At 62.4% G+C, this 24,203-nt stretch carries 31 protein-coding genes and 1 tRNA gene; 14 read left to right on the plus strand and 18 right to left on the minus strand.

The features are described 5' to 3' along the window. The first annotated feature begins 119 nt into the window (after positions 1-119). From fliQ to BLS13_RS10370, 6 genes are all read left to right on the plus strand, one after another. Entirely contained in the window at positions 120-401 is a 282-nt protein-coding gene (gene fliQ / locus BLS13_RS10345; protein WP_037526370.1) for a flagellar biosynthesis protein FliQ, read from the plus strand. Further along, complete coding sequence (gene fliR / locus BLS13_RS10350) at positions 398-1,177, plus strand: flagellar biosynthetic protein FliR (protein WP_093451882.1); 780 nt, start codon at positions 398-400, stop codon at positions 1,175-1,177. The genes fliQ and fliR overlap by 4 nt, the downstream gene beginning before the upstream one ends. A 3-nt stretch (positions 1,178-1,180) precedes the next feature. Further along, positions 1,181-2,320: a flagellar type III secretion system protein FlhB gene (flhB, locus tag BLS13_RS10355; protein WP_093451884.1), complete on the plus strand. Its 1,140-nt coding sequence runs from the start codon at positions 1,181-1,183 to the stop codon at positions 2,318-2,320. Between the two features lie 87 nt (positions 2,321-2,407). Beyond that, a complete protein-coding gene (gene fliD / locus BLS13_RS10360) occupies positions 2,408-4,042 on the plus strand; it encodes a flagellar filament capping protein FliD (RefSeq protein ID WP_093451885.1) in 1,635 nt (544 codons plus the stop codon). 34 nt (positions 4,043-4,076) lie between these two features. Continuing rightward, on the plus strand, positions 4,077-4,469 hold the full coding sequence (fliS, locus tag BLS13_RS10365) for a flagellar export chaperone FliS (RefSeq protein ID WP_093451887.1): 393 nt from the start codon (positions 4,077-4,079) through the stop codon (positions 4,467-4,469). A gap of 76 nt (positions 4,470-4,545) precedes the next feature. Continuing rightward, on the plus strand, positions 4,546-4,833 hold the full coding sequence (locus BLS13_RS10370; protein WP_093451889.1) for a hypothetical protein: 288 nt from the start codon (positions 4,546-4,548) through the stop codon (positions 4,831-4,833). Here the strand turns inward: BLS13_RS10370 and BLS13_RS10375 are convergent. Beyond that, positions 4,805-4,996 carry a DUF4169 family protein gene (locus BLS13_RS10375; RefSeq protein ID WP_093452026.1) on the minus strand — a complete coding sequence of 64 codons (192 nt, stop codon included), beginning with the start codon at positions 4,994-4,996 and terminating at the stop codon, positions 4,805-4,807. The genes BLS13_RS10370 and BLS13_RS10375 overlap by 29 nt on opposite strands. Positions 4,997-5,149: 153 nt before the next feature. On the opposite strand from BLS13_RS10375, the gene rnc reads away from it, so the two are divergent. Then, positions 5,150-5,818, plus strand: a complete 669-nt coding sequence (gene rnc, locus BLS13_RS10380; RefSeq protein ID WP_093451890.1) for a ribonuclease III — start codon at positions 5,150-5,152, stop codon at positions 5,816-5,818. Further along, positions 5,815-6,708, plus strand: a complete 894-nt coding sequence (era, locus tag BLS13_RS10385) for a GTPase Era (protein WP_093451892.1) — start codon at positions 5,815-5,817, stop codon at positions 6,706-6,708. The genes rnc and era overlap by 4 nt, the downstream gene beginning before the upstream one ends. A gap of 77 nt (positions 6,709-6,785) precedes the next feature. Here era and BLS13_RS10390 read toward each other — a convergent pair whose 3' ends face one another. After that, complete coding sequence (locus BLS13_RS10390; protein WP_093451893.1) at positions 6,786-6,971, minus strand: DUF465 domain-containing protein; 186 nt, start codon at positions 6,969-6,971, stop codon at positions 6,786-6,788. A gap of 13 nt (positions 6,972-6,984) precedes the next feature. Beyond that, positions 6,985-7,188 carry a hypothetical protein gene (locus tag BLS13_RS10395; protein ID WP_093451895.1) on the minus strand — a complete coding sequence of 68 codons (204 nt, stop codon included), beginning with the start codon at positions 7,186-7,188 and terminating at the stop codon, positions 6,985-6,987. Positions 7,189-7,433: 245 nt separating this feature from the next. On the opposite strand from BLS13_RS10395, the gene BLS13_RS10400 reads away from it, so the two are divergent. Continuing rightward, entirely contained in the window at positions 7,434-7,898 is a 465-nt protein-coding gene (locus BLS13_RS10400; RefSeq protein ID WP_093451897.1) for an Hsp20 family protein, read from the plus strand. Positions 7,899-7,942: 44 nt separating this feature from the next. On the opposite strand, the gene BLS13_RS10405 is transcribed toward BLS13_RS10400, so the two are convergent. The 4 genes from BLS13_RS10405 to BLS13_RS10420 form a co-directional block, all read right to left on the minus strand. After that, complete coding sequence (locus tag BLS13_RS10405; RefSeq protein ID WP_093451899.1) at positions 7,943-8,647, minus strand: NAD-dependent deacylase; 705 nt, start codon at positions 8,645-8,647, stop codon at positions 7,943-7,945. A gap of 71 nt (positions 8,648-8,718) precedes the next feature. Next, positions 8,719-9,204, minus strand: a complete 486-nt coding sequence (locus BLS13_RS10410) for a DUF4262 domain-containing protein (RefSeq protein ID WP_093451901.1) — start codon at positions 9,202-9,204, stop codon at positions 8,719-8,721. Between the two features lie 76 nt (positions 9,205-9,280). Beyond that, on the minus strand, positions 9,281-10,723 hold the full coding sequence (locus tag BLS13_RS10415) for a DEAD/DEAH box helicase (RefSeq protein ID WP_093451903.1): 1,443 nt from the start codon (positions 10,721-10,723) through the stop codon (positions 9,281-9,283). Between the two features lie 334 nt (positions 10,724-11,057). Continuing rightward, positions 11,058-11,378 carry a hypothetical protein gene (locus tag BLS13_RS10420; RefSeq protein WP_256325807.1) on the minus strand — a complete coding sequence of 107 codons (321 nt, stop codon included), beginning with the start codon at positions 11,376-11,378 and terminating at the stop codon, positions 11,058-11,060. Between the two features lie 465 nt (positions 11,379-11,843). Between BLS13_RS10420 and BLS13_RS10425 the strand changes: the two genes are divergently transcribed. Continuing rightward, positions 11,844-13,301, plus strand: coding sequence for an FAD-binding oxidoreductase (locus BLS13_RS10425; RefSeq protein WP_093452027.1), 1,458 nt, complete (start codon positions 11,844-11,846; stop codon positions 13,299-13,301). 69 nt (positions 13,302-13,370) lie between these two features. After that, the gene (locus BLS13_RS10430; protein ID WP_093451905.1) at positions 13,371-14,147 is read left to right on the plus strand and encodes a SapC family protein; all 777 of its coding nucleotides are present in this window, start codon (positions 13,371-13,373) and stop codon (positions 14,145-14,147) included. 221 nt (positions 14,148-14,368) lie between these two features. Here BLS13_RS10430 and BLS13_RS10435 read toward each other — a convergent pair whose 3' ends face one another. Continuing rightward, positions 14,369-15,238, minus strand: a complete 870-nt coding sequence (locus BLS13_RS10435; protein WP_093451907.1) for an N-formylglutamate amidohydrolase — start codon at positions 15,236-15,238, stop codon at positions 14,369-14,371. 225 nt (positions 15,239-15,463) lie between these two features. Between BLS13_RS10435 and cpdR the strand changes: the two genes are divergently transcribed. Both cpdR and BLS13_RS10445 read left to right on the plus strand, forming a co-directional pair. Further along, entirely contained in the window at positions 15,464-15,838 is a 375-nt protein-coding gene (cpdR, locus tag BLS13_RS10440; RefSeq protein ID WP_037526388.1) for a cell cycle two-component system response regulator CpdR, read from the plus strand. 125 nt (positions 15,839-15,963) lie between these two features. Continuing rightward, positions 15,964-16,038, plus strand: a tRNA-Val gene (locus BLS13_RS10445). A 130-nt stretch (positions 16,039-16,168) separates the two neighbouring features. Here BLS13_RS10445 and BLS13_RS10450 read toward each other — a convergent pair. From BLS13_RS10450 to BLS13_RS10475, 6 genes are all read right to left on the minus strand, one after another. After that, on the minus strand, positions 16,169-17,014 hold the full coding sequence (locus BLS13_RS10450) for a hypothetical protein (RefSeq protein WP_093451908.1): 846 nt from the start codon (positions 17,012-17,014) through the stop codon (positions 16,169-16,171). Between the two features lie 412 nt (positions 17,015-17,426). Further along, complete coding sequence (locus BLS13_RS10455; RefSeq protein ID WP_143011931.1) at positions 17,427-17,828, minus strand: MarR family winged helix-turn-helix transcriptional regulator; 402 nt, start codon at positions 17,826-17,828, stop codon at positions 17,427-17,429. A 132-nt stretch (positions 17,829-17,960) separates the two neighbouring features. Beyond that, the gene (locus BLS13_RS10460) at positions 17,961-18,254 is read right to left on the minus strand and encodes a hypothetical protein (RefSeq protein WP_093451911.1); all 294 of its coding nucleotides are present in this window, start codon (positions 18,252-18,254) and stop codon (positions 17,961-17,963) included. A gap of 352 nt (positions 18,255-18,606) precedes the next feature. After that, a complete protein-coding gene (locus BLS13_RS20350; RefSeq protein ID WP_143011932.1) occupies positions 18,607-18,912 on the minus strand; it encodes a hypothetical protein in 306 nt (101 codons plus the stop codon). 123 nt (positions 18,913-19,035) lie between these two features. Beyond that, positions 19,036-19,851 carry a transglutaminase-like domain-containing protein gene (locus BLS13_RS10470; RefSeq protein WP_093451915.1) on the minus strand — a complete coding sequence of 272 codons (816 nt, stop codon included), beginning with the start codon at positions 19,849-19,851 and terminating at the stop codon, positions 19,036-19,038. A 4-nt stretch (positions 19,852-19,855) separates the two neighbouring features. After that, a complete protein-coding gene (locus tag BLS13_RS10475) occupies positions 19,856-20,800 on the minus strand; it encodes a transglutaminase family protein (protein WP_093451917.1) in 945 nt (314 codons plus the stop codon). Between the two features lie 17 nt (positions 20,801-20,817). On the opposite strand from BLS13_RS10475, the gene BLS13_RS10480 reads away from it, so the two are divergent. Further along, complete coding sequence (locus BLS13_RS10480) at positions 20,818-21,591, plus strand: N-formylglutamate amidohydrolase (RefSeq protein ID WP_093451919.1); 774 nt, start codon at positions 20,818-20,820, stop codon at positions 21,589-21,591. On the opposite strand, the gene BLS13_RS10485 is transcribed toward BLS13_RS10480, so the two are convergent. From BLS13_RS10485 to hemB, 4 genes are all read right to left on the minus strand, one after another. Continuing rightward, complete coding sequence (locus BLS13_RS10485; RefSeq protein WP_093451921.1) at positions 21,588-21,833, minus strand: hypothetical protein; 246 nt, start codon at positions 21,831-21,833, stop codon at positions 21,588-21,590. The two genes, BLS13_RS10480 and BLS13_RS10485, sit on opposite strands and share 4 nt — an antisense overlap. Before the next feature lie 82 nt (positions 21,834-21,915). Then, entirely contained in the window at positions 21,916-22,596 is a 681-nt protein-coding gene (locus BLS13_RS10490) for a DUF1223 domain-containing protein (RefSeq protein WP_093451922.1), read from the minus strand. Between the two features lie 53 nt (positions 22,597-22,649). After that, entirely contained in the window at positions 22,650-23,186 is a 537-nt protein-coding gene (locus tag BLS13_RS10495; RefSeq protein ID WP_093451924.1) for a GNAT family N-acetyltransferase, read from the minus strand. A gap of 6 nt (positions 23,187-23,192) precedes the next feature. After that, positions 23,193-24,185, minus strand: a complete 993-nt coding sequence (gene hemB / locus BLS13_RS10500) for a porphobilinogen synthase (protein ID WP_093451925.1) — start codon at positions 24,183-24,185, stop codon at positions 23,193-23,195. Positions 24,186-24,203 lie beyond the last annotated feature (18 nt).

The raw sequence follows: 24,203 nt of genomic DNA on the forward strand, positions 1-24,203 counted from the left end.
AGAGGGGGCAGTGCTGGAGACTTTGTCGCGAACCTCTTCCCCACTGCCCCCTCTCCCAATCCTCTCCCCCTAAAGGGGGCGAGGGCTATTTGCTTTCGCGGAAAGTCGAGGAAAGACGCATGAACAGCACCGCCTCCCCCGATTTCTTCATCGGCATCGCGCAGCAGGCGCTGTGGATTCTCGCGCTCGCATCGGCACCGATCCTGATCCCGGCACTCGCGGCCGGTGTCATCCTCGGCATGATTCAGGCGGCGACATCGATCAACGAGCAGACATTGAGTTTCGTGCCGAAGCTGATCGTGGTCGGCGCGGCTCTCGCCTTATTCGGCGGTGCGATCATGATGCTGATGGTCGATTTCACCCGCGAAATGTTCGCGCGCATTCCCGATCTCATGCGATGATGCCGACCGCCTTTGCCGGGCTTGAAACCCAGCTCTGGCTGTGGATGGTTGCGATGATCCGGCCGGGCGCCGCGTTCATGGCGGCACCGGTATTCGGCGCGCCCGCGGTACCCATCCAACTTCGACTGGTCGTATCGCTGGCGATTGGAATCCCCGCGCTTGCCGCTACCCATTTCGTGCTGCCGCAGGGCGGGATCGCCTCGTTCGAAGGCGTGATGATGGTGGCAGGCGAGATCATGATCGGGCTCGCTCTGGGCTTCGCCGTTCAGATCGGTTTTGCGTCGGCGCTGGTGGCAGGCGAAGTGATCAGCAATGCGATGGGCCTGGGTTTTGCCGCGATGATGGACCCGGCTAGCGGCGCGCCGACACCGGCCATTTCGCAGCTCCTCTCAATCATCGCCCTGTTCCTGTTCTTGGGCATCGGCGGCCATTTGCAGCTCGCGGCAATCATCGTCGAAAGCTATCGCGCGATGCCGCCAGGTGAAGCCTGGCTTGGAGCGCGGAGCATCCAGGAACTGGTCCTGTTCGGCGGCGACGTGTTCGCGGCAGGCCTCGCCATCGCCCTGCCGGTCGGCTTCGCGCTGATTTTGGTCCAGCTCGTGATGGCTATGCTGGCGCGATCCGCGCCGCAGATGAACATCTTCTCGGTCGGCCTGCCTGCCACTTTGATGGCGGGACTGGTCCTGCTCGCCATCGCCGCGCCCTCGATCGGCGACGGCATCACCGCAGCGGTGCAGCGTAGCCTGGCCACTGCACGGCACCTGGCGCTGGGATAGACCATGGCAGACGGTCCCGAGAGCGACGAAAAAACCGAAGCCCCAACCGCGAAGCGCCGCCACGACGCCGCGGAGGAAGGCGATGTCCTTCAATCGCGCGAACTCGGCACCGCGCTGGTGATGCTGGTCGGCGCCGGCTGGATCGCGATGGCCGGCCCATGGATGATGGAATCACTGCGTCGAATGCTGGGCAACGCGCTCAGTTTCGACTCCAGCGCCGTCGAGCATTTCGATCCTGTCGGGGCGATCCTGTCGATGGTCATGACGGTCGCCATGCCGGTCGCCCTGCTGTTCCTGCTGACCTTCCTGGCGGCGATCGCGGCACCGGCCTTGCTCGGCTCGCTGGGTTTTCGCTGGTCGGCGATCGCGTTCAAGGCAAGCAAGCTCAACCCGGCGGCGGGCCTCAAGCGCGTGCTGGGAGTGCAGGGGCTCGTCGAGCTCGGCAAGGCGCTGGTGAAGATCATCGCACTCGGCACGGTCGGCTACTGGCTACTCAGCGGCCAGATCAAGTCGATCGTGACGTTGGGGCAGCAGGATCTGCGCGCCGCACTCGATCAGTTGGGCAGTGCCTTCGTCTATGCCGTGATCGTGATGTCGATGGCGCTCGGGCTGGTGGCCGGTGTCGACGTGCCCGCGCAGATATTTCAGCGCATGAAGCGCCTTCGCATGTCCAAACAGGAATTGAAGGACGAGAGCAAACAGACCGAAGGTTCGCCAGAGATGAAATCGGCGATCCGCCAGCGGCAGATGGCAACGCTGCGCGGATCGGCGCGTACCGCGGTAATCGAGGCCACGGTTGTGCTCACCAACCCGACCCATTTCGCGGTCGCGCTCAAATATCGACCGGGCTTCGATGTCGCTCCGATCGTAGTGGCTCGCGGCCGCGGTGCGACGGCGCAGGCCATCCGCGAACTGGCGGCCGAAGCCAACGTGCCGGTTTTGTCTTACCCCCAGCTCACCCGTGCGATCTACTATACGACGCGCGCCGGTCAACTGATCCGCGAAGACCTGTTCATCGCGGTCGCCGCGATCCTGGCGTTCGTGTTCAACCTCGATCGGGCGATGGCCGAAGGCTATGTCCAGCCCGATGTGGTGGTGCCCGAACAGGCGCGCTTCGACGAGGAAGGTCGCCCGGTCGGCTAGCCCGGCAATTTGCGAATAATAAAGGATTTAGCACCTAAAGCAGAAGCCTGCGCGGCCGTTATCTCGGTCGGTAAGGGATAGTGACACATGGTATCTTCGGTCGGATCGACAATCACGCAGGCGCTTGGCGCAGGTTCGATCGATACGGCGTCGCTGGTCGATCAGCTGGCAAACGCCAACAGCGCCAACCAGACGGCCGCCCTCAACGCCAAGGATACTGCCAACGCCGCGAAAATCTCCGATCTTGCGTCAGCCATCAGCACGATCGGCACATTTTCGACCTCGCTGCAGACGCTGACCGCCGGCGGAACCCTTTTTACACAGCCTACGACATCGAACAGTTCGATCCTGCAGGTCAGCGCGCTGCCTGGCGCCCGGCTTGGCGAGCTTTCGTCAACGATCAAGGTGGGCCAGCTTGCGACTGGACAAACACTGAGCTCCCCTGCGCTCGCCAGCAGTGCGACGTCGGTTGGCCAGGGCACATTGCTGCTGACGGTCGGCACGAAGACCGCGACGATCACGATCGATTCTACCAATGATTCGATGGCCGGGCTCGCCCTTGCGATCAAGAATAGCGGGCTGGGCGTTTCGGCGAGCACGGTAACCGACAATGCCGGCACGCGACTGGTGGTTAAGGGCGCAACCGGAACGGCCAACGCCTTTTCGCTGAGCATGTCGAGCGGAGACGCCACCGGCATCGGGCGCTTCACCTTTGATCCGACAACCTATGACCCCAATAATATCACGGGATTCGAACGCACCCAACAAGCGCAGAATGCCGAACTGACCGTCGATGGCGTCGCCATCAGCAAGGCGAGCAACAGCTTCTCCGACGTGATTCAAGGCGTGAAGATCGATTTGCAGTCGGCCGCGCCCGGCACCTCCGTCACTATCGGCGCAAACCGCCCGACCGCGGGCATCTCGCAAGCCGTGAGCGACTTCGTCAGCGCGTATAATGAGATGAAGACCACGCTGAACAAAATGACCGATCCCAAGACCGGCAGCTTACGCGGTGACAACGGCATTCGCGAACTTGTACGTCGCCTATCCCAGCTTACTAGCACCGCGCTAACCTATGCGACCGACGGCGGCCCCACGACGCTGGCCGAAATCGGCGTATCGACCAATCAGGATGGCTCGCTGTCGCTGGACACCGCGCGACTGTCGACGGTGATGTCGTCCAACCCGGACGCCGTGGAGGCGATGTTGAATCCTGCCCAGCGCAGTGACAATGCGCTGATCCAGATCACCAGCGCGGTCGGCAAAACCAAGGGCGGAATATATACGGTCACCAACGCCACCGCCGCCAACAGCACGACACCGGCACGGGCGGATATCGATGGCTCGCCGGCTCTGCCCTATAATGACGGCGTCATTGCGTCTTTCTTCTCGGCCGCGAACGGGCTGACATTCACCCCGCTCGGCACTGTGGCCAGCGCGACGATCACAGTCGACCTGGGGCTGCAGGGCGCGCTTGCGGCGATCAAGGATACGCTCACCTCAAGTTCGGGCGCGCTGACCGCCTCGCAAAGCGCGCTCGACGCCGAAAAAACGTCGATCGCCGCCGCCAAGGATAAACTGGCCGCGCGCGACACGACCTATCGCGCCCAGCTCACCACCCAGTTCGCAGCCATGCAGAAGGCACTGCTCGCCTATAGTTCGACCCAGAGCTACCTGACCCAGCAGGTCAAAGTCTGGACGAACAGCACCAGCGGCAATTGAACGCGTCCGTTTGCGACACTGAAAGGAAAGACGCATGTTTCTCTCCCCCGGCTATCCCGGCGGCGCCCGCGCCCGCTATCAGAACGTCGATCTCACGAGCCAGGTCGAAGGCGCATCGCCGCACAAGCTGATCGCGATCCTGTTCGACGAGCTGATAAAATCGATCGATACGATGATGGCCGCGCACCGCATGGGCAATCGTGCCCGGATGATCGAGAAGCAGGCCCGCGCGGCAAATGTGCTGATCGCGCTCGAAACCAGCCTCGATTATCAGAATGGCGGCGAGCTGGCGGTGCATCTGGCGCAGGTGTATCGCGAAAGCCGCCGCTTGGTTCAGCATGGCGGACGGGCCGGCGATATGGAGCCAGTGGCGCAGGCGCGCGCGATGATCGCTGAACTCTCCACCGCCTGGGAACAGATCGGCTGAAATAAGACGCGATTAACCACGCGCGTTCAGGCAATCTTTACCGAAACGGTGCACCTCAAGGGCTCGGGAGGCAGATATGGCGGCATCGCAAAGACAGATTCGGGACGGCGGCACATTGGTGCCGACACCGGCACCCGCCGCAAAAGCGCCGATACAGCCGGTGGTTCCCGGCATGATCACCCAGCCCGTGCCCTCACCTGCGCGTGCACTGCAGGAGGAGCTCGGCCGGCACGCCGCGGCCGACTTCGCTTTGCCTCATGTCACGGGATCGCGGCGCGAACTGGGTCAGTTCATTCTCTCGGCCATCGCCCTGTGGGGCGGCGCGCTGGGGCTCATCACCGCCCTGATGGTTCTGGCGCGCTGATCTCCGCGCCGTCGAGCACCTTGTCGGCCCGATCGCGTTCGATCTTGTCGCGCGCCTTTTCGGCCTTCGTCCGCCCGAAGGCCCGGCGATTGGCATCGGCCTGAGCCCGCTCCGCTTCCCGGGCCCTCGCCTTGCGCGCCTTGTTGAGATTGATCACCGCCATCGCTCGAACCTGCCCGATTGCAGGCGATTTGACCAGTATCCAGCCGCAAGGATGACGCGTTAAGAGCATGCGCGCATTCACGCAGTCGCAAGCGATTCGCCCCACATCACGCCCACAGGTGACGCATCCCGGCCAATCGGCTAGGAGCGCGCGATGAATGAAGAACAGATCCGAAGCTGGATAAGTGCGACGCTGGGCCATGAGCCGCGCGACCTGTCGCTGTTCGTGCGCGCGCTGACCCATGCCAGCTACGGTCCGGACAATTATGAACGGGTCGAATTCCTCGGCGATCGCGTGCTCGGCATGGTCGTCGCCAGCTGGCTGTATGAAATCTATCCCGACGAACCCGAAGGCAAATTATCGCGTCGCTTCAACGTGATCGTCAGTCGCGAAAGCTGCGCCGCGATTGGCCGCGAGATCGGTGTCGCCACCCATATGCGGCTGGGCAAGCAAGCGCGCGACGATGGTGCTGTGCGCAGCGATAATGTGCTGGGCGACGTCGTCGAGGCGCTGATCGGTGCCCTTTTTCTCGAAGGCGGTGTGCCGGCGGCAGGCACGTTCATCCGCAAGGCATGGGGCGGACTCGTGACCGGCCAGCTCCAGGCGCCCAAGCACCCCAAGTCCGCATTGCAGGAATGGGCCGCGTCACACGGCTGCCGTCCACCCGTTTACACCACCGGCGCGCGCACCGGCCCACACCACGCGCCGCGCTTCACCATCACCGTATCGATCCCCGGCCGCGCCGAAGTCAGCGCCGAGGGAGCATCGAAACAGGAAGCCGAAACCGCGGCCGCCAAGGCCCTGCTGGAGAAATTGTCTTGACCCAAAAATGCGGCTTCGTCGCAATCGTCGGCGCCCCGAACGCTGGTAAATCGACCCTCGTCAACGCGCTCGTCGGCCAGAAAGTGGCGATCGTCAGCCCCAAAGCGCAGACCACGCGCACCAGGATGATGGGCGTCGCGATGGAAGGCGAGAGCCAGATCATGCTGGTGGACACGCCGGGCATCTTCGCGCCGCGCCGCCGGCTCGATCGCGCGATGGTCGCCGCGGCCTGGAACGGCGCGCAGGATGCCGATCTCATCGCGTTCGTGCTCGACGCCAAGACCGGGCTCAACGCCAAGATCGCCGAACTGGTGAAGACCCTGGCCGAGCGGCGCGAGCCCAAATTGCTGATCCTCAACAAGGTCGACATCACCGCCAAGGAGAGCCTGCTCGACCTCGCGATGCAGTTGCAGGAGGCGCTGAACCCGGAGGCGATTTTCATGATCTCGGCCTCGACCGGCGATGGCGTTGCCGACCTCAAGCAGGCGCTGGCCGAGCGCATGCCCGAGGGACCATGGCATTTCCCCGAGGATCAGGTGTCCGACGCGACCGACCGCATGCTGGCCGCCGAAGTCACGCGCGAGCAGATCTACCTCCAGCTCCACGCCGAGCTGCCTTATGCGAGCGCCGTCGAGACCGAGAAATATGAGGAGCGCAAGGACGGATCAGTGGCGATCCACCAGCAGATCCTGGTCGCGCGCGATACCCAGAAGGCGATCGTACTCGGCAAGCGCGGCGCGCGGCTGAAGGAGATCGGCACCAAGGCGCGCGAGGAGATATCGAACCTGCTCGGCCGCAAGGTGCACCTGTTCCTGCACGTGAAGGTATCGGAGAAGTGGGAAGAGGATCGCGGGCTGTATCGCGAGATCGGGCTCGACTGGGTGGAGTGAGCGACACCCCAGGAATGCAGTTTCGCACTACAGCTTGCCGCATCTGTGGGCCGGAGCGGGCGCACCCGCTCCGGTCGTTATTGCGCTGCGTATAGGTCCGCGTGCGAACGCCAACCGGCAATCTGGTCCTTGACGGCGAGCTTGAGCTTCTTGAGCCGCTTCAACTCGGCGCTATCGGGCCTCAACTTCCGACTTTCCTCGGCAACGGCGCGTTCGAGCCGGCTATGTTCTCGTTCGAGATAAGCGAGAAACTTGTTCGACATCTGGCTATCCCCTTCAACTATCGAGCGAGCGAAGTGCGGCCAGAACGTCGTCCAGCGGGACCGGTCGATCGAGCACATAGGGCTTGCGAAGCGCTGGCTGGCCAGGGACGGCTGCAGCATCGGACGCCCAGGATGCGAGGATGGCGCGCTTGACCTCAGGTTCGAAGGTTGGATGGCGCGCAATATCGAACGGGTGTCGAAAATGGGAGTAGGACACGGGTAGCCTCCTTTCTTCCTGTCACTCCTTCCACGTCGGCGGAATCGCCAGCTCCTATTTTGGAATGTCGAACAACCTCGTCAAGAGACTATAATCATGAGAAACATTCTTACCTGAACATCTTGACGGTGGCACAGCCAACCCTATTTCGCCATCCGCCGGGTGCAGAACTGGCCCGGTAGCGAGAGCGTCGGCGCATGTCCCGGCGCTTCTCATGATCAAATTGCTTTTTGGAGGATTTGGCTATGAGGACAAATTTCGATTTCTCGCCCTATCGTCGTTCGACCGTGGGGTTCGACCGGCTCTTCGACATTCTTGAAGCCAGCGTTCGCAACGATGCCGACGGCTGGCCGCCTTTCGATCTCGAACGCGAGAGCGAGGACAGCTATCGCATTACGATCGCAGTCGCTGGCTTCCGGCCCGACGAGATCGAGATCGTGGCGCAGCAGAACCAGCTCACGGTGACAGGACGCAAGGCGGAAGACCCCGCCAGTCGCAGGTTCCTCCACCGCGGCATCGCCAGTCAGGCCTTCGAACGCTGCTTCCAGCTCGCCGACTTCGTAGAGGTCCAGAAGGCGCGCTTCGAAAATGGCCTGCTGATCATCAACTTGAAGCGCGAGGTGCCCGAGGCCATGAAGCCACGCCGCATCGCCATCGACGGCGTTGGCAAGGACCGCCTCTCCGCACCCGGCACGCTGCAGGCGGCCTGAAGACAGGCGGGTTGAACGGTTCGGCGGCGGACAAAATTCCGCCTTTACGAACCGTTCAGCTCCGCCACCCATTCCGGCACCAGTCTGCTGGCTGGCCCGATCCGGCTCTCGTCGAAATGGAAGCTCCCCGCGGACGGTTCCAGATTGAGTTCGAGCGTCTGCGCGCCATAATGCCGCGCGGTCTGGACGAAGCCGGCGGCCGGATAGACCGCGCCCGATGTACCGATCGACACGAACAGATCGGCGCGGGCCAGCGCGCGGTCGATCACATCCATCTGATAGGGAATTTCGCCGAAGAACACGATATCGGGCCGGAGCGCCCCCTTCGCTCCGCATGAGGGGCAATCGGCGTGGCCGATCATCGGCCCGGCCCATGGCAGGCGCACCTCACAGGCCTCGCACAAGGCCGACTGGAGTTCGCCGTGCATATGGAGCATGCGCTTCGCCCCGGCCCGCTCGTGCAGATCGTCGACATTCTGGGTGACGATCAGAAGTTCGCCCGGCCATTCTGCATCGAGGCGGGCCAGAGCATGATGGGCGGGGTTGGGCTCGACCGTCGTCAGCGCGGCGCGGCGGGCGTCGTAGAATTCGAGGACGAGCGGGCGGTCGCGGGCGAGCGCTTCGGGGGTACAGATATCCTCAACCCGGTGGCCTTCCCACAGGCCACCGGGGCCGCGGAAGGTGGCGAGGCCGGATTCGGCGGAGATGCCGGCGCCGGTGAGGATGACGATGTTTTGGATGGCAGACATGGACAGTTGATAGTATGATTGAAAAATAGCAGTTAGGCTCGTTTCACAAGGCTGCGGCATCTCTCAGGTGGCTAATTCAAAGCCCTGTTCGGCAAATACAGTATTGGCTGAAGCTCACAAACTAGCTCGTTGCTTCCCGGCTCCCAAGGATAGAGCCCGTCCTTCGCGCCGGGCCAGAAGAGCTGATAGGCCAGCAAAATCATGCCCTTTTTGACCGGATCGCCCCAGAACCAAATAGCGGAGTTTAAGTATTCGCGGATCACATTCGTCGAATGTACGGGCCGACTGATGCAATCAAAACCTTCGATCAGATTCGACCAGCGTTCGCCATCGCCGATAGTCTTGCCGTCCCTGATCTGACGGAACACTTCCCATAGCATCGAATGCATCAGCCTCGTGTCGAGACCGAAGATAATGAATTCTGGCGCCGAGAGCGTTTCGGTAAAACCGACGGAATAGCTGAACGACGGATCGGATTCATCAGAACCAAAAACGGATGTGCAGAACCAGCCATGGTCACGCACATTGTCGATTATGTTCTGTTCGTAATCGTCCATGCAGCCGGCATGCTAACATCGTTGTTGCCGGCGGCAAGTCGAGTCCCAGAAGAAATGCCCGCCCGGCACCTACACCTTAATGCCCGAAGCCAAACTCCAGAAAGCTCGGGATCGGACCATTCCAGCCATCATCAGGCTCGTCCTGCGGCTGACTCCGACGATCGTCTCTCCGCGGGCGATCGTCGCGGCGGGGGCGTTCTTCCTGGCGAGGACGATCTTCCTGACGCGGACGTTCCTCGCGACGCGGTGCCGGCTCGCGATGCACGGGCGCCTCGACGACCTCGGGCTCGGCTTCGCGCGCGACCACCGGTTCCTCGGTGCGGGTACGACCTCCACGGCCGCGGCGGGGCTTGCGCTCCTCGCGAGTGGGTGCGGCCTCTTCGACTTCCGCGCGTTCGGGTTTCGCGCCGCCCGCAAGGCGCGGGATCTTGAAGCTGGTCAGCTTCTCGATGTTGGCGATCGCCTCGGCATCGGCTTCGGTGACCAGAGTGATCGCCTTGCCGGTCAGTCCGCCGCGGCCGGTGCGGCCGATGCGGTGGACATAATCGTCCGGATGCCATGGCACGTCATAGTTGAAGACGTGGCTGACGCCCTTGATGTCGAGCCCGCGGGCGGCGACGTCGGAGGCGACGAGGACGTTGATGTCGTTATTCTTGAACCGATCGAGTTCGCGGATCCGCTCCGACTGTTCCATGTCGCCATGGATCTGACCGACCGAAAAGCCGTTCTGGGCAAGGTTGGTCGCCAGTTCGCGGACCGTGGTCTTGCGGTTCGAGAAGATGATCGCGTTCTTCATGTCGTCGGCGCGCAGCAGGCCGCGCAGCGTCTCGCGCTTGCCGCGTGACGTCGTCTCGACGAGCAATTGCTCGATCGCGAGATTGGTGCTCGCCGGGCGCGACACCTCGATCTGCTTGGGGTTCGACAGGAACTTGTCGGCCAGCTTCTTGATCGGCCCGGGCATCGTCGCCGAGAACAGCAAAGTCTGGCGGGTGGCCGGCAGCTTGGTGCAGATTTCCTCGATATCGGGGATGAACCCCATGTCGAGCATGCGATCCGCCTCGTCGATGACCAGCAGGCTGCAGCCGTTGAGCATGATCTTGCCGCGCTGGAACAGATCCATGAGGCGGCCCGGCGTGGCGATCAGCACGTCGACACCCTTTTCGAGCGCCGCGACCTGTTCGCCCATGTTCACGCCGCCGATCAGGAGGGCCATCGTCAGCTTGTGATATTTGCCATATTTCTCGAAATTCTCGGCAACCTGCGCGGCAAGCTCGCGGGTGGGCTCGAGGATCAGCGAGCGCGGCATGCGCGCCCGGCTGCGGCCATGGGCGAGGATGTCGATCATCGGCAGCACGAAACCGGCGGTCTTGCCGGTGCCCGTCTGAGCGATGCCGATAAGGTCCCGCATCATCAGGACAGACGGGATCGCCTGCGCCTGAATCGGAGTGGGTTCGGTATAACCCGCTTCGGTTACCGCGCGGAGAAGTTCATCGGAAAGGCCGAGGTCGGCAAATGTCATGCTGTGTCCGGAAAAGGGCGGCACGGAGCACCGCTTCATCGGCCCCGCGCTTGGGCGCAGACCGGCGATTTGTCAAGAATGTTGGGCGTTTTAGAAGCATGATTGGGGCATCATCCGACTCTTTCTCTCCTCCCCCGCCAGGGGGAGGTGGCGCCGAAGGTGACGGAGGGGGCGGGCGACGATCGGCTTTAGCCTGGCCCCCGCCAGCTTCCGACTATTCCCGGCGCATTGCCGTCCGCCCCTCCGTCAGCCTGCGGCTGACACCTCCCCCTGGCGGGGGAGGACAGAAAAATACGCAGCTATAATGTGTTACCCTGAAGCAGGACCAGATTATTCAATCGCGTGGGACGAGTATTCGGAAGCGCTGGATTTCGCACTGGCCACCCGATCGGGTGCGAATCACGTCGCGGTCGGCGCAGATCTGGCCGTCGTCGGTGGGCAGGATATAGAAGCCCGAATAATAATCGAGCGCGGGGCAGCTGGACGAAAATTGCGCGCGCATCCGCTGCCCGCCGCGCAACGCGAGATCGATCGCATCGTCCGCGACGATCGCGGCACCGGCGATCGTCGCCATGGCGATGCATTTCGGGCCTTTCTTCTCCTTCCAGCGCAGCGGCTTTGGCCGCGGCACGCGCTTCGGGACTCGGACGATCACCGATTGCTGGATCGTGATTTGGGTAACGGTGATTTCAGCGGCCGGCGCTGGCGGGTGCCGCGGTGGCGGCGTCGACCCGATCGCGGATGGGACGCAGCAGAGAAGGACAAACCATGACGGCCCGGATTTCACGGTTCGCGATCCATATCGCCGCCGCCATCGGACGAAGGCATCAGCTGGCATTTCGGCAAGGCGCAGCACGCCAAAAAAAACATCGCCCCGACCAAGGCCCGAACCCATGATCGCGACGAAGACGGAGACAGCCCGCCGCTGTGCATTTCCACCTGTGTGCCAAGCCCTAAGAATCCCGGCTTTCGCCGGGATGACGGGATGGAGGCGTTCGCGCGTTCACTGAATTACCCTGACCATATCGTCCACAATGCTACAGCCGTTCGTCATTGGCGCAATGGCTTGAACAGCGGATTAACTGGCCAATCGTCCGAACCCTGAATAATGTTCCGCCACATGGCCGATCTCCGCCCCCCTTCCGACGATCTGCTCGCCCGCCTGGCCCGGCTGCTGGGGCCACAGGGGTTCATCACCGACCGATCGGATATCGAACCCTGGCTGACCGACTGGCGCGGCCGATATCATGGCGAGAGCAAGGTGCTGCTGGCGCCGAGGACCGTGCAGGACGTTGCCGAAGTCGTCCGGCTGGCGGCCGAAGCGCATGTCGCAATCGTGCCCCAGGGCGGCAATACCGGCACGGTCGCCGGCGCGACGCCGCCCGCCGACGGAACGGCATTGTTGATGTCGCTACGCCGGATGAACAGCATCCGATCGATCTCCACTGCGGACAATGCGGTGATCGCGGAGGCCGGCGTGATCCTGTCGGTGCTGCACGATGCCGCGGCAGAAGTCGGCCGCCGCTTTCCGCTGTCGCTGGCTGCCAAGGGATCGGCGACGATCGGTGGGCTCGTCTCCACCAATGCCGGCGGCACGCAGGTGTTGCGTTTCGGGTCGATGCGCAACCTGCTGCTCGGGATCGAGGCGGTGCTACCCGACGGATCGATTTTCGACGGGCTGGCGACCTTGCGAAAGGACAATCGCGGCTATGATCTGCGCCAACTACTGGCGGGCGCGGAGGGAACTTTGGGGGTGGTCACCGCCGCCAGCCTGCGGCTCGTACCAGCGATCGCGGGCCGGGCGGTAGCATGGATCGGCCTGGCCAGCCCCGATGCCGCGCTGACCCTGCTGCGCGATCTCGAAGGAACCATCGGCGACTCGGTCGAGTCGTTCGAACTGGTGCCCGCCGATGCCCTGGCGCTGGTCCTGCGCAACATTCCCAACACGCGGGCCCCGCTGGCCAAGCCTCATCGGTGGAACGTGCTGGTCGAGGCGGTCGGGCTCCACGGAGGAGCCGATCCGGTGGAAGCCCTTCAAGATGCGCTGGCCGCGGCGTTCGAGGCCGGCCTGATCGAGGATGCGACGATCGCCGCCACCGACGTTCAGGCCGAGGCGCTGTGGGCGTTGCGCGAATCGATATCGGAGGCCGAACGCATCGACGGCCCATCGTTGAAGCATGACATTGCCGTGCCGGTGTCGGCGATGCCGGCGTTCCTGCGCGAGGAGCGAACCGAGGTGGAAGCGCATTTCCCCGGCGTCCGGATCATCGCGTTCGGTCATCTCGGCGACGGCAATATCCATTTCAACCTGCTGCCGCCCGAAGCCGAGGATCGCGACCACTGGATCGCCCGCTTCGGCGCGGCGGCGAGCGCGGCGGTGCATGATCTGGTCGTCGCCCGCGGCGGCACGCTTTCGGCCGAACATGGCATCGGCCAGGCCAAGCTCGCCGAATTCGTGCGGCTGAGCGATCCCGTGCGGCTACGCACGCTGCAAGCCATAAAACAAGCGCTGGACCCGCACGGGATCATGAACCCGGGCAAGCTGCTGCCTCTTGCGCCGAAACCCGCCGCACCATAGACGGCTTGCGCGTTTGCGAGTTCCGCTCGCCATCGATCAACGATCAGACTGGGTTTCAGGAGAAATATTATGGCGAGCGCCCCGGCTAACGCCCTGCCACTATTCTACAAAGAATTGCAGCCGCTTTCGAGCAACCTGCACGGCCAGTGGAAGTCCCGCAAGGTCGAATCCGCGCCGTTTTTCGCGCAGAACCACGCCGTGCCGCTGACGATCGAGGAGTTCGTCTTTGCACAACGCCATTATCCGATCGTCTTTTCGTCGGGAACTCCTTCGGTTCCGCTCGCGCTGATGGGCCTGAACGAAGGCGTCAACGTCTTCACCGACGAAAATGGCATGCCGACCCGCGACATCTATGTGCCGGCTTACGTCCGCCGCTATCCGTTCATGCTCGCCCGCCTGCGGCAGGAGACCGATGAACTGTCGCTCTGCTTCGATCCGACGGCCGGCGTGATCGGCGATTTCGAAGAGGGCGACCCCCTGTTCGATGGCGCCGAGCCTTCGGCTTCGGTGAAGGCCACGCTGGAATTTTGTGAGCAGTTCGAACAGGCCGGCGCACGGACGGGCCTGTTCGTCGAGGAGCTGATCCAGAACAAGCTGCTGATCGACGGCGAAGTCACGATCCAGCCCGACGGCGGCGGCCAGCCCTTCGTCTATCGCGGCTTCCAGATGGTTTCGGAAGAGCGGTTGCGCGATCTGCGCGGCGATGTCCTGCGCAAGATGACGCAATCGGGGATGATGGCGCTGATCTTCGCGCATCTCTTCTCGCTGAACCTGCTCCGCGACATTTTCGCTATGCAGATGCAGCAGGGAAAAGTGCCGCTTCCCGATCTCGGCATCCCCGCCTGACACGCGACTGGAGGAACAAATGACGGCAGCATAAGGAATTTCCCGGACTGGGACGATCCGCCCTTGAAACCGGAAAAATATCTCCCTATCTTGCTGTTGTGCGGCGGTTGTGCCCCCCTTTCGCAACCTCGCACTAGCGCGTCCTGCGGGATGCGTTCCTCCCTGAACCTTGGCCACCTCGTGCGGAAGCACGGGGTGGTTTTTTTATTGGCTGAAGCCAATCATTCGGCGGCGACGGGAAGACCCGTTTGGCGGGACAGCAACGCAGACAGACGCCGCGCGACATCGGCTAGCAGCGATCGGCACCGATCCAATCCCGTCAATACCGGCTGCCCAACGCCATCCAGATAGAGCGCACGCGCGAATTCGAGCTGAATGGCGTGCACGCCGGCCCGGCGGTTGCCATGGCGATCGAGCGTATAGCCCCCCGCATAAGGCGCATTCCTGACCGCCCGCAGGCCATGCGCCTCGGCCGCCATCAACGCGCAATCGACAATATCGTCGTCCGCGCTGCGGCCAAATCTGTCCCCCACGACGATGTCGATCGCCCGGCCGGCGGCATCGCGCGGCAAGGCCGGCATCGAATGGCAGTCGATCAGCACGGCATGGCCATGATCGCGCCGCATCGCCGCAAGCAACAGCGCCACGGTGCGATGATAAGGCGCATGCACACCATCGAGACGAGCCTGAATCTCGGCCACTATCAAACGCCGGTTCCATAATTCGCCGAGTGCCGGCAATCGCCGCGGGACAAGCCCCAGCCCGCCCCGCACCTTGATGCTCAATATCGCCCGGCCGGGATCGAGCGAGAAGGCCACCATCCCCGGATCGATCTCGCGCGGATCGCGATTGAGATCGATCCAGGCGCGCGCGCGCCGCGCAACCACCGCCGACGTACCGCCTGCGACGGCATCGTCGATCAGCAGATCGGCGAAACGATCCTCCAGCCCGACCAGCGCCTCGAGCGGATGACGGCACAGCCCCGCCAATTCCGGCGGATATTCGCGCCCAGCGTGCGGAACCGAGATCAGGATCGGGCCAACCGGCCGATCGGAGCCGATCACCTGAAAGGGGCATTCGTCGCGGGCCATGGTCACATCTCTTGCTATGCGTTCCGGTTCCGTCGGGCAACGGTCGATCGCTGCCGCCATGAAGGACGACGCCAATATTCGCCGCCGCGGGCCCCACCGGAGCCGACTCGTCAGCTTCCGCTCCTATTTTTCAGGCCACGCTGGAATTTATTAATGGATTGCAGCATAAGTATGCTCCGGGGCGGCCGCGTGGCCGCAGGGCATTCGGGACGACAGACAAAAACGATGATCCGGATATTGCTGGCCGAAGATGATGATTCGATGCGCGAGTATCTGGCGCGCGCGCTGGAGCGCACCGGATATTCGGTGAAGGCCGTCGACCGCGGCACCGCGGCTCTGCCCTTGCTGGAAAGCGAGGCATTCGATCTGCTGCTGACCGATATCGTGATGCCGGAAATGGACGGCATCGAACTGGCGCAACGCGCAAACGTGATCGCGCCCTCGATGCGCGTGATGTTCATCACCGGCTTCGCCGCCGTAACGCTGAAAAGCGGAGCGACGCCGCCCGATGCAAAGGTGTTGTCCAAGCCGTTTCACCTGCGCGATCTGGTGCTGGAAGTCGATCGCATGTTCCAGGTGGGTAGCGCCTCGGGCCTTTGAAATCCTGCGCGGGCCCGGCGCCATGGCTCGCTTCTGCTTGGCACAGAAGCTTTTTCCGCCTTTCAACCGAATGACGCTGGCGGGGCTTGCGCAGGCCGATCCTCTCGGCTAGTGAGCCCCCCGTTGGGCGCGTAGCTCAGTGGTAGAGCACTGTGTTGACATCGCAGGGGTCGCAAGTTCAATCCTTGCCGCGCCCACCATTCTTCCAACCGGCTGGAAAGCCGGAAGAATGTGAGGCTCCTAAGGGAGCCTTTACCCCACCTTTCGGATGGCTCGGCGGAGAATGCAGCGCATGGCTCCGCAGCCCGGCTGGACTAGAACCGCTTACCATCATCGGGAGTCGCTGTTGTCGCGTTCGAATCGGCGGCAGTTTTCGTCCATATCATTGAACTGCGGCTGCATATAATAAGTTACTTCCAGCTCATTACTGTCCGGCTCTTCTGAATTATAATATTCTGCCTTGGAGCAATATTCTGTTCTGTGCCGCTTTTTTCCGGAAAATTCATCATATTCAACCCATCCGTAAATATACAACATCTTCTTCTTGTTTATTACGGATCGCACCTCATCCAGGCTCATATGCCCCGTGGAGCTGTTGAAAATTCCGCCAGGCCCTAGAGTGCCGACCGAATTGGGTGAATATCGATTTGGAAAGTTAAAGTTTGCTGGAAGATCCCCATCAGCCAATATATAATTGGCTTGTGATGCCACATTGATTGCCGGCGTTTTTCCTTCATTTTTCCAGGATATCTCGAAGCGCCTGCCGACGACGACATTTTCTTGCTTCTTATCAATCTCGCGAATATTCAATTTTCCTGCGGCGAAGATATAGGGCCGCAATTCCTTGTAGGACATGTCGCGCGCCTGCTGCGCCGTCGCATTCGCAATCTTCACGGCTTCGGCGGCCGCATTGGTGGCCTTGTGGCTGTAGTACACGGTGACCACCAGCGCGACCGTGCCAATTCCCGATACGAAAATTCCAAGCAGCGTTACGATGTTAAGCGTCTGCGCGGCATTCAAATTTTGACAGGCAATATCCTGGGATGAATGGCATGGATCGGGAAAACTTCGAAGCAAACTATAGCAAATATAGCAATATATCGAAACCATCATAATCGTAAATATTGCAATCCAAAGCCCTTTGATTTCCATATAATCGCCGGAATCTTTGTTCATAAATACGAATTCCACCCTGCAACTTCAATTCATGTCGCAAAATACGATCACGCAAACGTGCCAAAAATCGGCGTCGACGCCGATCAGATGCCGATCGCACGTTCATCGTCAATGCGCCTATTTGGCGGATTCGATGGGCGGGCGCAACCGGGCCAGGATTTGCGCGCGCACTGATCCTCGCCGCCAGTAGTCGGCAGCGGCGTGCAATTTGGAAGACTGCGACAGGAGGGCGAGGCGCTGCGTTAGGCGCGTGCCCCGGCTTTGGTGGCGGCAAGGTGCCTTCGCGCTGCGTTGAGGGGTTTCGGCCTCTGGTGCTTTTCCGGTTCAGGCGGCGGCAGCCCGATCTTCCGCTGCCGCTATGATACCGCCATCAGGTGGCTCGATGAGAGAGCGGGCGCAATGACAGCCGACCCTAGAGACCGCCAATCTCGTGCGCGACAAGGAAGCCGTCAAACAGGTGATTCAGCATGGTTTCAACGGCGGCGATGGCCTTTGGCGCGACCCGAATGATCGTGCGGCGGCCATCTTTGTCGTCCGGCTCACGCCAGATCAGTTCGTGCTGTTGAAGCACCCCCATCCAGCGCAATGCGGTGGTGGCCGGCACTGCGGCGCCCGCCGCCAGCGTCGACACCGAAAGCGGCCCGCCCGACATTTCGGCAATGTAGAGATCGAGGAGCATATCCCATGCCGGATCGGCAAATAGATCCGGCCCCAATAAAGCCTCACGCCGGCGTCGCGTTCGAACCACCGACAGGGCAACCTGCACAAGCTGCGCGTTCGACAGGTTGACGCGGCCGCTCGGCACGGCGTCCAACGGAAGATTATGCCCACCGAACAAGCCAGCCAATGTGCGCGGCCGCCGAGCGCTACCGTTGTTGCATTCGATCATAGGTGCCCCCACCGTACAAGATATCGCCATCAGAACAGTCGCTTTCGGATCAACTGCTCAAACCACCAGCCGCACGAGCCACGCCTCATCCATCCGCGGGCTTCGTTCGAACTCGACGCGCGCACCGGGCTGGGCGACCGACCAGGGCGGGAAGAAACTGAACCGCGTGAATTCGACCATGTTGCCGCCCCCATCTGGGGTGATCATGCCCGTCCCCCACGCCGTCCGCGCCGCAATCATCCCCGTTTCCATCGCCATCCGGCCCTCCCCCGGCAGTTGCGCGCCAACAGCCATCGCGTGCCCCGGCGCGAATCCGGTCGAACGAACGATCCCCTGCCGCATAAAGCCCATCTTCAATCTCCCGCCGACGGCTGCTGCGATAAGGCGTGAACAGCGCCCCGCCCTTCGAACTTCGTTACCTTAGCGTAGAGATGATGATCATGAGCGTGACGGCCATCACGTCCTGGGAATTGCGGGAAAGCCGGCGGCTGACGTGAAGACGGGACACGGAACGGAAATTGCTGGTCGCCGACATAGCCCCGGAGTCGTCCAGCGATAACAACTTCGCTTCCCATCACGAACATTTCTGGTTCGCACGGCGCGGCGCCGATGCCATCGCAATCCGGCACCGGTTGACTTGCACTGCGCGGCGTACGGCTAAAACCGAAAGGGGAACGCCCGTTCCCGGACGCTCCCAGATGCCTTACCAGCCGCGGCGGCCATGGTCCCCGCGATCATGGTCCCAGTGATCGTGGCGACCACGATCATGATCCCAGCGGCGATGTTCGCGCCATCCATCTCGATAATAAAACCCCGGCCTACCATAATAATAAGCGGGATAGCTGTAATAAGCAGGGCCATAGTAATAGCCCGGGCCATAATAGCCTCCATAAGGGTAGCCGCCGCCAACCGAAAACTCTACGATGGTGCGGGCGGATGCCGCGCTAGGCAAGAAGGCGCATGCGGCCGATGCTGCGAGCGCTAGGGGCAATACAAGCTTGCGGATCATTTCGGATCTCCAACATTTTCAGGCATCTCGACAAAAGCCAAAGGCACCGATGTTGGACTTATATCCGATTCGAGATGGAGCGACGCTGAATGCCACGTTTAACGCAGGTTCAGCTTGCGCCCATCAATCGACGTGCTGAACCTCCTCGGTCGTCACCACGAATGAAGTCAGTTCCGCCGGGCCAAAATTGGTGGTCAGCGCGGTGTCCGTGGCATCCCGCCCCCGCGCCATCAGAATGCGGCCGATACGCGGGGCATTGTGGCGGGCATCATAGGTGTACCAGTCACCATCTACGAACACGTCGAACCACGCGCTGAAGTCCATCGGCGCATCGGATACCGGCACGCCGATATCGCCGAGATAGCCGGTGCAGTAGCGCGCGGGGATGTTCATGCAGCGGCACAAGGTAACCGCGAGATGCGCGAAATCACGGCAGACACCGAGCTTCTCCTGATAGCCGTTCCAGGCTGTCTTGTCGGAGCGGGCATGTTCATAGCCGAAGCTGATATGGTTATGAACAAACGCGACGATCGTTTCGACACGATCGCGCGCCGATTGCAGATGGCCGAACTCGCCCCAAGCCATCTCCATCAATCGATCGGTTTCGCAATAACGGCTGCCCAGCAGGAAGATCAGCACATCGTCAGGCAGATCTTCGACCCGCATCTGCAAGCCATCGGGCGCGCGGACATCGGGTTGACCGTCATCCTCGATCAGGAAATCGGCGGACAGGGTTACGCCGCCCCGGGGAACGGTAAGCCGCGAAGCGACATTTCCGAACCCATCGATATAATCGTAGATCGGCACATCGGGCGAACCCATGATCCGATGAGGGGTGCGCAGATCCTTGTTCCGCGACGGATGAACGCTGAGCAACGCCATCATCGCTGCGGGCGCCTTCGTTTCAAACCGCATTTCATATCCTGCGCGGATCAACATCTCTTTAGCTTTCCTTCGGGTTATTGAGGCGGCTGTTGACGGCGCCGTCGGAAACGGAAACGCCGATGGACGCCGCAGGGTCCACGATGTGGACATCCACATCGACGGTCATGCCGGTGCTGCTGTTGGGAAAGCCGCTCCAGGTGCCGGACAGGGGCACCGCCTGATAGGGATCGCGCGCGACCGCGACGCGGATCAGGCCGCGATTGCCAATGATGCCGTTCGTCGGATCGAATTCGACCCACCCGGATCCCGGCAGGAAGATCCGGACCCAGGCATGGGTATTGCCGCCCCCGACGACGCCCTCCCCCCGTGATGGGTTGTACACATAACCGGAAACGAAGCGCGCTGCGAAGCCCAGCGCACGCACCGCCTCAATCATCAGCACCGCATAATCGCGGCACGTACCTTGTTTCTTTTTCAACGTTTCGATCGGGGTCTGTGTCCCCTTTTCGTGGCGCGCGACATAGGTGAATTCCTCGCGAATCTGCAGCGCCATCGCACTCAACATGTCGACCGTCCCGGTCGTACCGTCGTTTCGGACGAAGCGACGCGCCCATGTGTCGATCACCCGATAGGGGTCGAGGTGCTGGCGCTCGATCGAGCGCAGCAGATCGGGCATGTCTTCCGACGAATAGGTGAATGGGTAGAGCCGGGCATAATCCTCGACATCGACATGGTGGGCGGGCAACGGCGCATGATCAAGCCGGGCGAAGCTTTCGACCCGCAACCGCTTCGCCCGTTTGTCGAACCGGGCGATCGCCACCGAATTGCCGAACACGTCGTGCAACCAGCGCAGCTCGGCGGGCTCAGGATCGATCTCGAGCCGCGCCTCGACCAGCCGTTGATCATAGCTTTCGCGCGGGCGCATCATGATGCGATGCTCGCCGAACGTCACCGGCTGGCGATAGGTATATTCGGTGACATGGCGTATCGTCAGCAATGGCATCAGAGAAAGCGTTCCTCATGGCGACCCAACAGCCGCTGACATTGCTCGGCCTGGGCGATCCCGCCCCCGTCATAGCGTTCAACCCCGATCGGCCGTCGCCGTTCCTGCTGATCGGCGATCATGCGGGAATTTCGGTGCCGGCGGTGCTCGGCAATCTGGGCGTAAGCGCGGCGGATTTCGGTCGTCACATCGCCTCCGACATCGGCGTTCGGGGATTGGGCGAGGCATTGGCACAGCGGCTCGACTGCGGATTCGTCCATCAGGCCTATTCACGGCTGGTGATCGACTGCAATCGCGATCCGGCGGCGGACGATGCGATACCGGACTCGTCGGACGGCACCGCCATCCCGGGCAATCGCGATCTGAGCGAGGAAGCCCGCGCGGCACGGATCGGCGCAATCCAGATGCCCTATCACCAGGCCATCGCGCTGGAGATCGAACGACGCGCCCAGGCCCGCCATGATACGATCCTCGTGTCGCTGCACAGCTTCACGCCGGTGATGATGGGCAAGCCGCGGCCATGGCACGTCGGCGTGCTTCATGAGGGCGGAAATGAGGGCTTTGCGCAGGCAGTCCTCGTCCGGCTGCAACAGGAGCACGGGCTGATCGTGGGCGACAACCAACCTTATCATATGGATGCGACCGACTATACGGTGCCGCTGCACGCCTTCCCGGCGGACATGCCTTATGTCGAACTCGAGGTCCGGCAGGATCTGCTCGCGGACACCGCCGGGCAGCGCCACTGGAGCGAGATCATCGCAACGGCGCTGCTCGACGCGCTCGAGGATTAGGCGGTTTCGAGCGCCGCCATCACCATCGCGCGCCAGATTACCGGATCCCCCACCTGCGCCATCGTGCGGTCGGGCTCGCGCAACGTGTGCAGGATCGCCACCGCGTCCGAAACATGGTTTGGCCAGCCATCGTCAACGGCCTCGGCGCAATGCGCCGACGCGCCATCACCGTTCACGCTCAGGCGCTGACCGGCCAGAACCCGCGCAATCCGTTCGACGACAGCAGTTTCGGATACAGGCATCTAACCCTCCAATGTTGGCCCTCTTCTGGGACTAACGACAAAGTCGCGCCTTGGCTCCGCGATGTCAAACGCCGTGTGGCAATTAACCCCGCTTCGCCGCGATAATGGGACCGCCGCGCCCCGCCTGGATGAGGATCGCCGTTTCCAGCCCGGCCGCGCCGGGTGGCACCGCATAGCTTGCCATCGCGCCATGCCAGCGCCCAATCTCCACCAGTTGCCGGACGATGTTCCGATGCGGCAAGGTCCGCCCGCCATTTTCGCCCGCGCGGATGGCGACATCGATCGTCCGCGGATCGTAGCGCACCGCCCAGACGATCGCTTCCTTCCCGGGATGCCCGGCGGAAACGCTGACCTTCCCGTTCGCCACGGCGATCATGGGTTCGTCCGCGCCGCGATCGAAGCGCGCAAGCGCCGCCTCGACGTCGGCTTGGCGACTGCCCACCAGCGCGTAGCGGCCGTTAACGATGATCTGGGGCGTATAGACCTGGCTCCGTCCGCCGCCTTTCGCATAATCCCACTGGCGCGCGGTGAAAGCCGCCTGGCCGAAACTGTCCTTCCAGCCGAGCTGATCCCAATAGGTGACGCTGAAATTGAGCGCGATCAGATCGGGGCGGTCGGCGATCGCGTTGAGCACAGCATTGGCCGGCGGGCAGGACGAACAACCCTGGCTTTGATAGAGTTCGATCACCGCGGGATGCGCGACATTGGCGGCATGGGCCGATCCGGCAAAAGCGATGATCGGCAATAGCAGCATCGTTCGCATGCACGCACTCCCCGGCTTGCTTATATCTCCATTCGGTAAAGATGGCGATAAAGTTACGAGGCCGCCCGCCCGATCATGTACGAGATATGGCGCCGCAGCGGATGATCCAACGAGAAGCCCGGAAAATCGAAATCCAGATCGTGCCGCCGCGTCATGCCGATTCGCTCCATGAGGCCCCAGGAGCGGACATTGGCAGGCACCGTGATCGCCCAGATCGCATCATCCGCCAGATTTTCCCATCCCCAGGTGAGGCTCGCCAGCGCGGCCTCCTTGGCATAGGCCTGCCCCCAATGCCTGGCTGCGAGACGCCAGCCGATCTCGGGCAGGTTTTCGATCGGCGTGCCGACGGCACCCGGCTTGATCCCGCAAAAGCCCAGAAATTCATGGTCGGACCGGCGTTCGATCGCCCAGAATCCATGACCGAGCCGATCGATGAAGTCATTCTGGCGCTTTATCCCGGCATCGACATCATCGAGCGACTGCGACGCGCCGAGAAACGCCATCACGCGCGGATCATTGCCCATCGCGTGGAAGGGCGCGCGATCGCAGTCCTGCCAGCGGCGGAGGATCAGCCGCGCGGTTTCGATCATCGCATCTCAGCCACCCATCAGCCGCGCCGCATGCAACGCGTGATAGGTCAACACGCCCGACGCCCCTGCCCGTTTGAACGACATCAGCGTCTCGAGCACCAGCGCGTCGCGATCGCCGGCGCCCACGGCCGCCGCCGCCTCGATCATCGCATATTCGCCGGACACCTGATAAGCGAACACCGGCACCCCGAACCGATCCTTCACCAGCCGGACGATATCGAGATAGGGCAGACCCGGCTTCACCATCACGCTGTCAGCGCCCTCGGCCAGATCGAGCGCGACCTCGCGCAACGCCTCTTCGGAATTGGACGGGCTCATCTGATAGCCCTTCTTGTCGCCCTTCAGAAGGCCGCGCGTATCGACGGCATCGCGGAACGGGCCGTAGAAGGCGCTCGCATATTTGGCGGCATAGGCCATGATCTGCACATCGACATGGCCTGCCGCCTCCAGCGCATTGCGGATCGCGCCGACCCGGCCATCCATCATGTCGGACGGGGCGATAATGTCGCTGCCGGCATGAGCTTGGACCAGCGCCTGTTCGACCAGAACCGCGCTCGTCGGATCGTTGAGCACGCGCCCCTGGGCGTCGACGAGTCCGTCATGGCCGTGGCTGGTATAGGGATCGAGCGCGACATCGGTGAGCACGCCAATATCGGGCACCGCATCCTTGATCGCCTTGATCGCGCGGCACATCAGATTATCGGGATTGAGCGCCTCACGGCCATCGTCGCTGCGCAGTTCGCGCGGCGTGTTCGGGAACAGGGCGAGGCATGGGATGCCCGCAGCCTTTGCTTCACGGGCGCGATCGCCGATCATCGCGATTGGCCAGCGCGACACGCCGGGCAGCGACGCGATCGGCTCCTCGACATCGCCCCACGCGATGAACAAGGGCCAGATCAGATTGGCCGGCGTCAGGACATTCTCCGCGAACATTGCGCGGCTCCAAGCATAGCGACGCGAGCGGCGGAGGCGGAGGGCGGGAAAGGCGGCGTGAGTCATGGCGCCGCTCTAACGCTT

It is taken from the genome of Sphingomonas sp. YR710, from assembly GCF_900101455.1.
In the GTDB taxonomy this organism is placed as follows: Bacteria; Pseudomonadota; Alphaproteobacteria; order Sphingomonadales; family Sphingomonadaceae; genus Rhizorhabdus.

What these genes read in the sequence shown, in the direction of transcription:
- fliS (WP_093451887.1), top strand. Translation starts at nt 4,077, where the DNA reads ATGTTTCTCTCCCCCGGCTATCCCGGCGGCGCCCGCGCCCGCTATCAG.
- BLS13_RS10370 (WP_093451889.1), top strand. Translation starts at nt 4,546, where the DNA reads ATGGCGGCATCGCAAAGACAGATTCGGGACGGCGGCACATTGGTGCCG.
- BLS13_RS10475 (WP_093451917.1), bottom strand. Translation starts at nt 20,800, where the DNA reads ATGCCATTGCTGACGATACGCCATGTCACCGAATATACCTATCGCCAG.
- rnc (WP_093451890.1), top strand. Translation starts at nt 5,150, where the DNA reads ATGAATGAAGAACAGATCCGAAGCTGGATAAGTGCGACGCTGGGCCAT.
- hemB (WP_093451925.1), bottom strand. Translation starts at nt 24,185, where the DNA reads ATGACTCACGCCGCCTTTCCCGCCCTCCGCCTCCGCCGCTCGCGTCGC.
- fliQ (WP_037526370.1), top strand. Translation starts at nt 120, where the DNA reads ATGAACAGCACCGCCTCCCCCGATTTCTTCATCGGCATCGCGCAGCAG.
- cpdR (WP_037526388.1), top strand. Translation starts at nt 15,464, where the DNA reads ATGATCCGGATATTGCTGGCCGAAGATGATGATTCGATGCGCGAGTAT.
- BLS13_RS10425 (WP_093452027.1), top strand. Translation starts at nt 11,844, where the DNA reads ATGGCCGATCTCCGCCCCCCTTCCGACGATCTGCTCGCCCGCCTGGCC.
- BLS13_RS10485 (WP_093451921.1), bottom strand. Translation starts at nt 21,833, where the DNA reads ATGCCTGTATCCGAAACTGCTGTCGTCGAACGGATTGCGCGGGTTCTG.
- BLS13_RS10410 (WP_093451901.1), bottom strand. Translation starts at nt 9,204, where the DNA reads ATGGACGATTACGAACAGAACATAATCGACAATGTGCGTGACCATGGC.
- BLS13_RS10480 (WP_093451919.1), top strand. Translation starts at nt 20,818, where the DNA reads ATGGCGACCCAACAGCCGCTGACATTGCTCGGCCTGGGCGATCCCGCC.
- BLS13_RS10400 (WP_093451897.1), top strand. Translation starts at nt 7,434, where the DNA reads ATGAGGACAAATTTCGATTTCTCGCCCTATCGTCGTTCGACCGTGGGG.
- BLS13_RS10490 (WP_093451922.1), bottom strand. Translation starts at nt 22,596, where the DNA reads ATGCGAACGATGCTGCTATTGCCGATCATCGCTTTTGCCGGATCGGCC.
- BLS13_RS10405 (WP_093451899.1), bottom strand. Translation starts at nt 8,647, where the DNA reads ATGTCTGCCATCCAAAACATCGTCATCCTCACCGGCGCCGGCATCTCC.
- BLS13_RS20350 (WP_143011932.1), bottom strand. Translation starts at nt 18,912, where the DNA reads ATGATCCGCAAGCTTGTATTGCCCCTAGCGCTCGCAGCATCGGCCGCA.
- BLS13_RS10375 (WP_093452026.1), bottom strand. Translation starts at nt 4,996, where the DNA reads ATGGCGGTGATCAATCTCAACAAGGCGCGCAAGGCGAGGGCCCGGGAA.
- BLS13_RS10435 (WP_093451907.1), bottom strand. Translation starts at nt 15,238, where the DNA reads ATGGCCCGCGACGAATGCCCCTTTCAGGTGATCGGCTCCGATCGGCCG.
- flhB (WP_093451884.1), top strand. Translation starts at nt 1,181, where the DNA reads ATGGCAGACGGTCCCGAGAGCGACGAAAAAACCGAAGCCCCAACCGCG.
- BLS13_RS10390 (WP_093451893.1), bottom strand. Translation starts at nt 6,971, where the DNA reads ATGTCGAACAAGTTTCTCGCTTATCTCGAACGAGAACATAGCCGGCTC.
- fliR (WP_093451882.1), top strand. Translation starts at nt 398, where the DNA reads ATGATGCCGACCGCCTTTGCCGGGCTTGAAACCCAGCTCTGGCTGTGG.
- BLS13_RS10460 (WP_093451911.1), bottom strand. Translation starts at nt 18,254, where the DNA reads ATGGGCTTTATGCGGCAGGGGATCGTTCGTTCGACCGGATTCGCGCCG.
- BLS13_RS10430 (WP_093451905.1), top strand. Translation starts at nt 13,371, where the DNA reads ATGGCGAGCGCCCCGGCTAACGCCCTGCCACTATTCTACAAAGAATTG.
- BLS13_RS10495 (WP_093451924.1), bottom strand. Translation starts at nt 23,186, where the DNA reads ATGATCGAAACCGCGCGGCTGATCCTCCGCCGCTGGCAGGACTGCGAT.
- fliD (WP_093451885.1), top strand. Translation starts at nt 2,408, where the DNA reads ATGGTATCTTCGGTCGGATCGACAATCACGCAGGCGCTTGGCGCAGGT.
- BLS13_RS10415 (WP_093451903.1), bottom strand. Translation starts at nt 10,723, where the DNA reads ATGACATTTGCCGACCTCGGCCTTTCCGATGAACTTCTCCGCGCGGTA.
- BLS13_RS10450 (WP_093451908.1), bottom strand. Translation starts at nt 17,014, where the DNA reads ATGAACAAAGATTCCGGCGATTATATGGAAATCAAAGGGCTTTGGATT.
- BLS13_RS10470 (WP_093451915.1), bottom strand. Translation starts at nt 19,851, where the DNA reads ATGTTGATCCGCGCAGGATATGAAATGCGGTTTGAAACGAAGGCGCCC.